This is a genomic window from Pseudomonas sp. SWRI18, assembly GCF_014268345.1.
Taxonomy (GTDB): Bacteria; Pseudomonadota; Gammaproteobacteria; order Pseudomonadales; family Pseudomonadaceae; genus Aquipseudomonas; species Aquipseudomonas cedrina.
The window spans coordinates 90,183-101,902 of record NZ_JACCQQ010000013.1 but is presented as its reverse complement, the minus strand read 5'-3'; the positions used below and the strand labels follow the sequence as shown (position 1 = coordinate 101,902).

9 protein-coding genes are annotated in these 11,720 nt (G+C 60.8%); 1 reads left to right on the top strand and 8 read right to left on the bottom strand.

Going from position 1 to position 11,720, the window contains the following annotated elements; translation table 11 throughout:
- The 7 genes from H0Z09_RS15990 to H0Z09_RS15960 form a co-directional block, all read right to left on the bottom strand.
- On the bottom strand, window positions 1–1,305 hold the full coding sequence (locus H0Z09_RS15990) for a hypothetical protein (RefSeq protein WP_186691403.1): 1,305 nt from the start codon (window positions 1,303–1,305) through the stop codon (window positions 1–3).
- A 50-nt stretch (window positions 1,306–1,355) separates the two neighbouring features.
- Window positions 1,356–2,099, bottom strand: a complete 744-nt coding sequence (locus tag H0Z09_RS15985) for a hypothetical protein (protein ID WP_186691402.1) — start codon at window positions 2,097–2,099, stop codon at window positions 1,356–1,358.
- A 38-nt stretch (window positions 2,100–2,137) separates the two neighbouring features.
- Entirely contained in the window at window positions 2,138–2,818 is a 681-nt protein-coding gene (locus H0Z09_RS15980) for a C39 family peptidase (RefSeq protein WP_186691401.1), read from the bottom strand.
- A gap of 60 nt (window positions 2,819–2,878) precedes the next feature.
- Window positions 2,879–3,625: a hypothetical protein gene (locus tag H0Z09_RS15975; protein WP_076952421.1), complete on the bottom strand. Its 747-nt coding sequence runs from the start codon at window positions 3,623–3,625 to the stop codon at window positions 2,879–2,881.
- 67 nt (window positions 3,626–3,692) lie between these two features.
- Window positions 3,693–4,244: an adhesin gene (locus tag H0Z09_RS15970; protein WP_076952420.1), complete on the bottom strand. Its 552-nt coding sequence runs from the start codon at window positions 4,242–4,244 to the stop codon at window positions 3,693–3,695.
- Window positions 4,244–4,690 (bottom strand): hypothetical protein, encoded by a 447-nt coding sequence (locus H0Z09_RS15965; RefSeq protein WP_076952419.1) that lies wholly within the window; start codon window positions 4,688–4,690, stop codon window positions 4,244–4,246. The genes H0Z09_RS15970 and H0Z09_RS15965 overlap by 1 nt, the downstream gene beginning before the upstream one ends.
- 329 nt (window positions 4,691–5,019) lie before the next feature.
- Window positions 5,020–6,018 (bottom strand): FecR family protein, encoded by a 999-nt coding sequence (locus H0Z09_RS15960; RefSeq protein WP_186691400.1) that lies wholly within the window; start codon window positions 6,016–6,018, stop codon window positions 5,020–5,022.
- A 141-nt stretch (window positions 6,019–6,159) separates the two neighbouring features.
- Between H0Z09_RS15960 and H0Z09_RS15955 the strand changes: the two genes are divergently transcribed.
- On the top strand, window positions 6,160–6,429 hold the full coding sequence (locus H0Z09_RS15955; protein ID WP_186691399.1) for a PepSY domain-containing protein: 270 nt from the start codon (window positions 6,160–6,162) through the stop codon (window positions 6,427–6,429).
- A 20-nt stretch (window positions 6,430–6,449) separates the two neighbouring features.
- Here H0Z09_RS15955 and H0Z09_RS15950 read toward each other — a convergent pair whose 3' ends face one another.
- On the bottom strand, window positions 6,450–11,570 hold the full coding sequence (locus tag H0Z09_RS15950) for a DUF6543 domain-containing protein (protein ID WP_186691398.1): 5,121 nt from the start codon (window positions 11,568–11,570) through the stop codon (window positions 6,450–6,452).
- Window positions 11,571–11,720: the final 150 nt, after the last annotated feature.

The following is an 11,720-nucleotide window of genomic DNA, read 5'->3' as shown; positions in this document are numbered from 1 at the left end:
TTAGAAGTAATACGGAAACTTCAAACTGAACGTAAAGTCCGGCGCATCGTCCGTCATGCCGATCGCCAGGTTCGGCACGATCGTCAGGTTATCCGACGCCGCAATCGTCATCCCCACGTTGAAATAACCCGCGTTGGCATCGCTGGACACCACCGACTGCCAGTCGCCGCCGTTCGGCTTGAGCTTGCTCTTGCGCTGTATCAGGTCGGACACCGAGAACGACATGCTCATCTTCTCGTTCAGGGCGAAGGCCACCCCCATTCCTAGCTGGAAACTGTCGCCGAGGCTGACCTTGCCGCCGACCTTCTGATTCTGTTCGCTGCTGATATCGTCGAACGACTCTTCGAAGTTGTGGGTATAGGACAGCGAGCCGAACAGCACGGCGGGGTCGAAGGTCTTGACCAGCGAGATACCCGGCGTGATCGACCAGACACCATTACCCGTCGGCAGGTTTTCCGGCACGTACAGGTTGTCGTTGGCGGTTGAGCGTACCAACTTGATGCCAAAGGGTTCCTTGCCCGTTGGCGCCTTGACGCGCAACGACACCACCGCGTCCGGTAGAGTCGGGGTTTCATCCAGGAACTTGTAGGCCACGCCGAAGTTGACGTCGCCGAGGGTCGGGTCGCGGGTCACCGATTCTTCCGAGGTGGCGTTGCCATTGTTGCCCGCGCCGCCGGACTGGTAAGTCGACTCGCGATACACCACCGGCACGTTCACGTCGAACTGCCAACGGTTGTCCAGGTTGTAGCGCCCGGTCATGTCGACGGTCCAGTTATCCGACTTGATCCGGTCCAGGTTGATATTGCCCAGAAAGATCGAGTCCAGCGCGAGGAAACCGTTAAGCGTCAGTTGGCGCGCATCATAGCGAGCGTAAGTGACGCCGGTTTCAAAGCTGAACTTGCCATTGCCGAAAAAGCCGCTGGCCTCGTTGTACAAGTTACTCACACTTTGCGCCGGCGCCGAGTCGTCCTTGAGCGACTGTCCATACGAACTGCCGCCGCCGCCCGCACCGCCGGAGGCCGCCGCCGCGCCGGTACCGGCGACGGTGGTGCCGCTGGCCTTCTGAAAATCCGCCGGGGATTTGGCCAGGCGCTTGGGGGGCGCCGCCTGCGGCTGATCCTCGACCTGGCGCACGCGTTGTTCCAATACCGCCAAGGCTTTTTGCTGCACTTCGTACCGCTGTTTGAGTTCCAGGAGTTCCTGTTTGAGCGTTTCGATATCTGCGTCTGGCGCGGCATACAACACGGATGCGGGCAAGAGCGTACTTAAACAGATCACCGCGCGTAGCGATAACGATCGATGCATGAAATAAGCCGTCCTTTTTCTAATGCGTAAGTGTCGAGGGTCAGCGTAGTTCAATAACCGAGCGTACGTAGGCCCTTGAGTTGGTCCAGGTTGCAGTTCAACGCAGCGTTGCCAAGTCCGTTATTCATCACCACATTGAGCTGCGTCATATTGGTCACGAAGTTTCTATCGCCGGTCAGCACCGTGCCTTGCAACACCTGGCCACCGCCAATCTGCTGGACGCTGTTGCCTTGGTTATGATTGCCCTGGATCGCCATCTGCAAGCCGCCATTGCCGGCCGACACACTCACGCGGCCTGCCGCGCTGTCGCCGGTGACGGTGCCGCCGGCCACCAGCACCTGGCCTGATTGCACGATATTGGAAGGGGCGAAGCCGTTCTCAGTGACGTTGATGCCGACATTGTTGTAGGCGGTGTTGCCGTCGCCGGCGGTGCGCACGCTTTGCGTCACGCCCGTGCCGGTACCCAGGCCGGCACCGCCGACCACGTTGCCGGTGCCAGTGTTCTGCTGGGGGCCCGTGCCGGCCGAGCCGGTGGTCTGCACATAAAACTGCGGGGTGATGGTTGACGCGTCGACCTGCATGCTGGCCTTGCCGGTGATGCTGTCGCCCACGGCATTGGTCCAAGTGCTGCTCATGACAATGCCGAAGCTGATGATCCGCCCCGGCATCACGTAGCGGCCGCGCAGTTCGGCCATCTCCGAATCCTTGAGTTCAATGGGCTTGAACCCCGACGAAGCATAAGCGGGCATCGAGGCTGCCAGACACATGACCGTCAGCCAACGGGAAGTGTTCATCTGCTGCTCCTGGAGCGTCCTGCCCCTTATTGCGCTTCTTAGAAGAAGTCGCTCTGGATGAAACCGAAATCCATCAGCTCGGCATCGCCTACGGGCCGGAACGTGTTCAACTGATTCTTGGCTGTCAACGGCGTGGGCGGATCGAGCAAGGCGTTGGCCTTGTCGTAACCTTCACCCAGCACGGCGAAGACAATGCCATTCCAGCCCTTGACGAAGTCGTCGTGTGAGTAGCGCTTGTGGCCCAGCACCGGGTCGCCGATATAGACCCAGTCCTTGTCCGCGCGCTGCAACACCACGAAGTGCTTGTAGCCACGTATTTCCAGCAGCACCACCACGGGGATCTTCACGGTCACCAGGGTGTCCGCTGCGATCTTGTAGCCCCGGGCACGCATGCCGATGCTTTCGAGGTAGCGCTTCATGTCCAGCATGGAAAAGCCCTGGGTGCGAACCAGGTCCTGGTCGGCATTGACCAGCATGCCTTTGATGACGTGGTCTTCGTCTACGTCGAGCCAATAGCCCTGGCGCAGGATGGTGGCAAGTGCCGCGGCACCGCAGCTGAAATCGGTTTTCTGCTCCACCAGGTTGGCGAACCGGCGCTCACGGATGCTCTCGACCTTCTTGTAGATCACTGCACCGCCAGGCATGGCGGAGATCGCCATAGTGCCTGCCCAGGTCGGGCCGGTGAGCAGCAGCAGGAGGGTGAGGGCCGCGAGACGCATGATCGTGTGACCTGATGGACACGGGAAAAATAAGGGCCTTGTTGCCAAGGCCCCGTTGGATCAGAAGCGCACGCCGCTGGCGCAGACGCTGCAACCCTGGCCGATCGACAGGCTGTTGCTGCCTTGGTTGCCCGAGCCCGATTGCAGGTTCACACCCAAGTTGCCGGAGTTGCGGTTAGCCGAGTTGTCGAGGCTGGAGTTGTTCGACACATACTGGGCTTTGCCGCCATGGCCATAGCCGTAGCTGGTAGCGGCAGCGTTGAGGTAGCTGTTGCCGAGTGAGTTTTGCTCGGTGTTGGCGGCCGCTGCGATGTTTTTGCCGTCGGCAGTAGTAATTGCCAGGTTGTTTTTGCCCTGGTTGCCTTGCCCAGCCTGGCCGTTGTAGCCCACGTTGCCGGAGTTCCCGTTAACCGAGTTATCCAGGGACGCGTTGTTTTGCGTGCCTTTGTTGACGAAGTTGTTCAGCGCGCTGTTCTGGTTCACGTCGACAACGGCGAACACGGTCGCAAAGTCGCCTTTGGCGCTGGAGATAGCGCCAGAGTTATCGGCCTGGTTGCCGCTGCCGGCTTGAACGTTGACGCCGGTGTTACCGCTGTTGCCGGTCACCGAGCCATCGGCGGAGGCGTTGTTTTCGGTCTTGGTGTCGTCGAACTTGTTGCCTACGCTGTTTTGTACATCGGTAACCACCGAGGCAACCACGCCGGTTGGCTGTGGCGCAGGGTGCCAGCCACCCCCTGCCTGGGCAGCAGCAGCCATGAGTGCGGCGAGCGCGAAAACCAGTGGTTTCAGGGCCATTTGAGGTTTCATGGTGTTTCTCCTTGCTTCTAATTGGTTGGTTAAGTGTTGGTACGGTCGAACGTGCGCTACCAAGCGGTTACTTGATAGTGATGCTCAGGGTGTTAGCCACGCGGTTTGCCACCCCGGCACTCTGGGTCACCTGTGTCACTCCTCGGCTGCCAGTGAAGGCCTGGTCGCTTGTCACGACCTGGCGGCTGCCAGTGGTGGGGGTGAGCCCTGAGTCGGTTGCCAGCGTCGTCGTGTTCTGTTGCAACAGGACGCTGTCGTCGATGCTTTGCGGGCCAGGGTTGATGCTGATCCGCACGGCATTGATGGATTGGTTATGAGCCCCGGCCGACTGGTTGACGCCCAGCATGCCGCTGCCGTTGGTAAAAGAGGCGCCCTCGATCGCCGCCTTGGCGTTCAGGGACGGGTCGACCTTGCCGTTCATGTTCTGGACAGAGCGGGTGGTGGCCTGGCCACCGAGCGCGACGGCGCGGTTGTTGATCATCTGTAGCTGATCGCCCGCCGCCTGGTTGATCATCAGGTTGCCGTTGTAGCCCTTGCCGCTGTCGTTGATCACGGCGGTGTTGTCGGCCATGACCGAAGCGCTGCCCAGCAGGGCCAGAATGAGCAGGGAGCGGTTCATTATTGGCCCCCCAGCAGGTTGCCGATGTTGTTCAAGGGCGCCATGCCCCGCTGGATCGAGTCGCTGATCTGCCCACCCATCGAGGCGCCCGCGCCATGGCCTGCGGCTGCGCCGGAACCGAGTGTCGTCACGCTGCCTTGGGCGTTATTCAAACCGGGGAGGTTGCCGTTGGGCATGATGGCGCGGGTGATGCTCGAGCCGCTGCTGATGCCACCGATGTCCAGGTCACTGAGTTCGCCGGTGGAACCCAGGATCTCGCGGCTTGGGTTGGCATTGGCGGTGCTGGGATAGGGGTCTTTGCCGTAAGGCCGCCCGTACATGTGCCCCTGTACGTCGCGCCCGGTGACGATGACGCCGTCGCCCGCAAAGCTCGGAACGCTGATACCGGTACTGAGTACACAGCTGACCAGCAGTACGTTCATCGAACCTTGAGTGAGTGTATTCACGGCGACAGTCCTTATGCTCCGCGCTGACCCTAAACAGCGCTGTCAGGAAGAGAGCAGAAGACGTGCCGGTTTTTGCTTAGTCTTTATATTCAATGGCTTGCGAGTGTTCGTGGGCAAAATGATGGCAGTGGTGTTTCGCCCATGAAACACCGGGATGACCGCGCGCAACGACCCAGCCACTGCGCAAACGCTTCACCCGCTGTATCAGCGCTGTAACACCGCCCGGGGAAAAACACCGAACCCGCGCCGCTCGGGCGATCCAGGGCATCGAGGTGTTAAAGAAATGGACAGTTGGGGCGTGACGAAGCCTGTGCAGGCAGGCAAAAAGCTCAGCCCTTGGGCGCTTTACGCGGGATTGAGTTGAGTACGGGGTTGCCGTCCTGGTTCTGGGTCAGGTAGACCGGCAAAACCTTGGGCAGGGAAGGGATGAGGTTGTTGACCTCATTGATGTTGTAGATGCCACCGATGCGAATCGCCCCGGTGCCGGCGTCGGCCAGCATCACCGGTTTGCTCAGGTAGCGGTTGATCAAGGGCAACGCGTCGGCCAGGGCCAGGTTGTCGAGGATCAGCTTGCCCTGGCGCCAGGCCAGCGCGCTGTCGTTGGGGTTGATCGCGCGCACGCTAGGCGTGGCATCGCCCCGCTGATAGCTGGCTTGCATGCCGGGCGTCAGGGGCACGCTGCCGTGGGCCTGGTCGCTGGCAATCTGCACCGAACCTTCGAGCAGCATCACCCGCACCTGATCTTCGTACTTCCAGACGTTGAACTGGGTGCCCGTGACACGCACCTGGCCATTGCTGGCATGCACGATAAACGGATGGGCGCGGTCATGCTTGACGTTGAAAAACGCTTCGCCCTTTTTCAGCGTGACCCGCCGCTGATCCTTGTAATGGCTGTAGACCAATTCGGTGCCGAGGTTGAGTTCAACCTGGCTGCCATCGCCCAAGGTGACCTGGCGCAGGCCGTCGGCGGCCTCGAAGCGCTCGTAGGAACTGGGCAACCAACCGGCTTCCCAGCCGGTAAAGGCCGCGAGGGGCAGGGCGGCCAGGCAAACCGCCGCCGCCACCGCGTAGGTGCGCACGCGACTGCGGGGCTTGAACGGCGCCACCCGTGCCGGTGCGGTTTCGGTGCGCGGGAGGTGGTCGGCGACGTCCCAGATTTCCAGCATGGCCGCGTATTCGAAGGCGTGCAGCGGGTCGGCGTCGTGCCATTGCGCAAAAGCCTGACGTTCCTGCGCCGTGCAATCACCTGCGTGCAGGCGCATGCACCAATGCGCGGCGGCATCGGTGATCGCGTCATATTCGGCTTCTGAAAGGGACTTTTCGCTCATTAACTCATCCTGATTTCCCACATTCTAACCTCCAGGGTAGACGGCGAGAACAGCCATCATGGCGATTGCACATCAATTGGAACTTATTCTCGTTTGAGCGCACCTAAAAAGCTCAGGACATTCTCATAATGGAGTCAGAACATGCTGAAGAAAACCCTAGTCGCTTTGTGTGCAACCAGCGCCTTGCTCAGTGCCGGCGCAGCAATGGCCGACAAGCCGGGCGCGGGCTGGATCACCATCGAGAAGGCCATTGAAGTGGCCAAGACCAAGGCCGGTTACATCGAGGTCTATTCGGCCGAAGCGGATGACAATGGCTACTGGGAAGTCAAGGGCCGTAAATCCGATGGCACTGTGTATGAAGCGCGCGTCGATGGCGCGTCGGGCAATATCCTGCGTGACCAGAAAGACTGATGCACCCTTCGGGGGCCTGTTCAGGCCCCCGGATCCAATACCCTGCCCAATTGCGCAATCATATAGGCCACCGAGTCGGCATTGCTCAGGATGACGTCCATGCGCTTGTCCGGGTTGCCCATGAATACTTGCCTGGCGTCATCCAGCGTGGTGGTGCCGGTGGTCCTGAGGACATGTTCCTGCACGTGCATAGAGCTTGATACGCCCAGATCCTCCCAGTGTTGAGATTCCCAATTCCAGGTCTTGAACAATTGGCTGGCGGGCGTCAAGACTGACAGCGCTGTTTCGCGGGCCTCGGACAAGGTGTCGTATATCGCCTGGCCGTCCGGGGCCTCTAAGTTGATCAGGTCGTGGAACGGACGCATGCTGTCCAGGTAGGCAATATCCTCGGTGTGACTGACCAAGTGGGACAGTTCGTGGAGCAGCACGGTGGCGCGGGCATGAGCGGTAATGTCGAAAGGCGCGTTGAGGCGGTTGTGGTAAACGTCCAGGATCGGGTCGAAAAAACGATTGAGCAGGTAGATCTTATCCGCGCGTTGCTCCGACAAAGTGAAGGCATACGTCTCCAGCGGGTCCCAACGCGCGGTGCCGACCACGAAACGGCGTGAGTCAGGGCGCATCAGTGCGGGATTGACCAGCTCACCAAGCACTTCGTCGATGCGAGCCTCGATTTTCTGCAGTTGCGCCGGGCTGAAACTCACCACCGTAAACATGTTGGTCAGAAAGGTACCGACACGGGAGCCGGCGGGCTGCTGGCCGGCAAACGCGCGCATATTGCGTTTGCAGTTGACCGCATAGTATGTGGCCACATTGAGCGCTTCGGTAATGCAGCGAGCCCTCCAGGGCGAAAGCGCGGCGATGTCGCGCATGCCCGTCGCTTCAATATTGATTTCGTCACGCTCGATGGCGCGCGAGCGCTGACGTGACGAGCCCGCGCCGAAGCGCGGGTGATAGTCGCTCAGATCCAGCACCCACTCACTCCCCGCACCCAGTTGCACATAAGGGCCCACGGCATCTTCTTGCGCGATACGCCAGCGCTCCCCAGCCTGCTTGACCGGGTAGACCTTGCCTGCCACGGGCGCGTAGTAGCGATCGGTTCCCGGCGCCGAGTAAAGATGAGTGAGCGGGTTTTCCTGCAAATCATCCAGGGCGACCGTCGGTGATTCAAATCGTTGCAGCTGCGTGCGCAGGGGGTGCGTTGCAGCCGGCGTGCCCAACGCGGGCGCGGGGTTTTGCGGGCTGTCTGCGGCGGGCGCACTGGCGGGCGCGGCGAAGCCTTCCAGGGCTTTGTCCAAAGACGCCATGCTGGCCACACCCAGCGCAAAGGTTTTCAGCCCTTCGGTCCAGCGGTGTTGTTGCAGGTGCTCGGCGGATGTCTGGAACAGCTTGAAACTGCGCCAGAGGTCCAAGGGGTACTGCAGCTTGCCGGCGAAAAAACGAAAACTGGTCGAGATCCCTTGGCTCAGCAGGTCGGTGAGGCCTTCCCACTGATGTTTGCCTTGCTTATCGAACTGGCAGGTGAGCATATCCATCAACTGCTCGGCGTTGTCTTCATACAATCGAGTCAGTACGTTACCTCTGACCGGGGAACTACCCAGTGCCATCTGGGCGTCGTCGTCAGGCTTGATGGATTTGAAAAGAGTTTGGTAAGTGGCCTGGTGTGCGGCATCGATATGCCGGATCACCCAGTCTTGCAACGGGCCTTCGCGGGTGATTTCCTTTAACAGGTCGGGCTCGTGGGTATATTCCTGAAACACATGTGGCAATCGGTAAGGCGTGTACAGCACCCATGGGCCGAACAGTGGCGGCTTTGGACCTATCAGGTAAGCGCCCAGAACCCGAACAGGCGTAGCACCGTCGTTGGTAGCCAGTTCGAGAGGGCGGATAATCGCGGTCACGCCACGGACTTTTTCCCGCGCTACCGCGTCCGGCATATCGAATATCTGCCACACCAGGCTCCAGGCCCGCGGGCTGAGGCGTTGCGCCAGCTTCTCCTCATGGGCCCGGAGCAACAGTTGCCAGGGCAGTTGGCGGCAGTACAGCAGCTTACGCTTGAGCGCGTCTTCGGTGGCTGACGTCAAGTGGCCAGCGAGCAAGGTTCGGTAGGCGTCGGCGGTGTCCAATTGAAAGACCATTTGCACCACGGCCGTACCATCCAGCGCGGGCGGCAGTGGGGTCGCCGCGCGCGTCTCGGGTTCAATGGCCTGGGTGGGCAAATCGGGCAAGTGGCTCAAGGCGAAGTCAGTGAGGCTCAAGGTGTGCCCGTTCAGCGGCAACCGAGTGGGGATGAGGATATCGTCCGGGCTCAATTCCAGCTCAGGGAAGCGTTTTTTGAGCAGTTCCCGTAGCCGACCGGCGACGTGGTCGCGCAAGGACGGCACGCCGTGCAGGTAGTCCTGTTCATCCGGAGCGCTGTTCAGGTATTGCTGCAACAGTTCAGCCTGTCTTATCTGCTCGGTGTGCGTTGCTGTGCCCAGCCACGTGGGCAACTCTTGACGTTGAACAACCCCCTGCGCGATGGCCATGGCCCGGTCCAGATTGGAAGGCGCCACGTGCGCCATTTCGTTATCCAGGCAGTCCTGCAACTGCTGGATGTTCAGAGGGGCGGCGCGCCAATAGTCAATGCCACCGAGCATACGGACCACGTTGCTTTTTTGACGGTTGTTCAATAAATGCTCGTCAATGCGTTGCAGCGGCCCCAACTGAAACACCTGATGCGGCGCTCGATAGGGCCGCGCCAGGTTACGGATCAACGCCATGCGCTCTTCGGGCATGGCCAGGCGCTGCCCCAGCGCATCGCACAGGGCACGCAGCGATTGAAAGGCTTCATGGCCACGCTGGGGCGTCCATAACACGGCTTGCCCTGAACGCAGCAGGTCAACGCCGCCGCGCTCGGTCAATACGAAGCAGTTGGCCAGGCCGTGGGCGGTTTCATCCGTGCCGATCTTGAGCGTCAAGCCATAGGCGTCCGGGAAAAAGCCTCGCAGGCCCTGGCGCTTGAGGCGCAGCATGCCCTCGCTGCACAGTACGGTGTCCAGGATCGAGCCGGTGCGCGCGCTGAGGGTGCCATTGAGCCGGCGCATGTCCATTTCGCTGCGCAGTCCCTTCAGCAGCGCAGCGCTGAGTGGTTCCTGGTTTTCCCGCAGAAACGTGATCGGCACGTCGCGGATATCGTGGTTGGCGAGCGCGGACATGGCTTGCTCCACCATGCGATTGAAGGTGGCGCTCGACAGGTTGTTCAAGCGCAAGGCGGCCCCGGCCTGACGTGCATTGTAGAAGCCGACGCGCTGTGTATCGCCTACAGGCCCGCCGATCTCGGCCAGGCGTGCGATGAAATGATCAGTCAGGCTGATCGAGCTCAGCGGTAAACGGTCTTCCACTTGTTGGGCCGCCGTGGCGTAGGTGTTGATAGAGACCCTGTTGGCGTCGGCATCCACTTGATGCAATTGAAACTGGCGGTTCAGCGCCTCGGCAGCCAGGCGACGCAGTGTCGGATGCTTGGCCCGCAGCACCGTAAAAGCCGCTTTGGCGGACTGCAGCGCCTTGAATTCGCGCTTGGCGCGCTCTGCCTCCACGGTCGTGGGGCGCCCGTCGTCGCTTTGCACCGGCCGCGTACTCCAGCGCCCCCCTGTGTCCAGCCCAAGCAGTCGGTTGTCGAGCAGGGCGCGCACGTCCAGGGTGCAGTCGAGCAGTGCCTCCAGATCGACACGGCCTTCGCTGCGCCGGAAAATGCTCAGGGCCTGTTCCATATTGCGCGTTTGCTTGGCCACGATGTCCTCAAGCAGCACTTCAAACACACTGCCGCTGACCGGCAAGACGCTGATCTGCGCGGTTTCCATGCCGAGGAAGCGGCTGCGCTCATTGATGGACAGGTAGTTGCGCAGTTCGTCCTGGTGCCCGGCCGGCTTGAGCATCGCCAGCACGGTGGTGTCGAGATCGTCGATATTCTTGAGTGCCTGGAGCCCTAGGCTTTGGGTGTACAGATAAGTGTGGGTATCGCTGATCAATAGCGTCGAGGCCAGATCCATCGGGGCCAGGAACGGCGCACTGATGCGTAATCTATTGATCGTCAATGACGGGCGCAACGTGCAACGTGCGTGCGGCTCCGACACAAAAATCGCGCGCATGTAATAGCTTTCCTCGGCGCCTATAAGGCCGGCCTGGCGTTTGAACAGCAGGTCGGCGCGAAACTGTTCACCCACCACCTTGGCACAGAACTCAAGGCGAGATTCGCCGCCACCGTTGTCTTCGGTCCACCAGGTCCGCAGCAGGCTGCCCAGCAGGTTGGCCAGCACGCCAGCGGTTCGCTCCACCAGGCGCTCCCAGTGTTTTACATCCTCTTTACGCTGCGCAGCGTCGAAACCTCGGGTGTCATGGCGCGGATTGATAAACGTGCGTCTTTGGCCGGTGGGCCAGGCCTGCTTGAGATAGAACTGCAGCAACACGTCGCGCAGCGACATCGACGCCCGCCAGCCCGTTGTTTCACCCAGGGGCCCGGAGCGGCTTTCGACTCGCGTGTCGTTGTGGTCCAGGCCGGCGAAAACACCGCTGGCCATCGACGCCAGCGCCGTATCGAGCAGCGCGGGGAGCGTGGGGGTTGTGAGCAGCCGCTCCAACATGGCCTGTGCATTGAGTGACTGGTTGGCCCGTACGGCCCGTTCCTGCTCCACCATGACAGCGCCGTCAATGAAGGCGGTTGTCAACGTGAAGGCCTTTTGAGGCGAGAAGTCTTGTCGCTGTTCGATAGATAAAAATTGAACAATATCAATATGATGAATCGTATTCTTAAGGCGGCTTGAGACGTCCAGCAACAGGGCTGTACGGTCGTCGAACACCTCGATACCCCCATAAGGCGTGTACAGCAGGGCTTTGTTCGCGTCCGGGCTGGGGCTCATCATAAATGCCCCGGCCAACGCCACCGCGGGCTTGTCGGCCACGTTGATCCAGAGGGTTTCCACCTCCATGGGGTTCTTGCGTAGCTGCGGGGATCGCCGCGCTTGATCAGTGGAGTAATACAGCGTGTATATCCAGTTCAGGTCATTGAGTGTCAGTCCCAGCGCACGTTCGCGCTCAGTGGGGGCATTCCTGCTGGTCGTGCGCAGGAACTCGTCGAAAAAGTAAGGGGGCGCAATGCTTGCCATGGTTCGCTCTCCGTCACGGCCGGGGCGGCCGAACTCATGAGGCCAAGCTTAAGAAGGCCCGGTGCCTGCCTCGCGGTAGATAACTGCTGCAAGGCGGCGTCCGCATCGGCCCGGTGCCGCAGTTATCTACCGCCGCATCGCGCCGCGCAC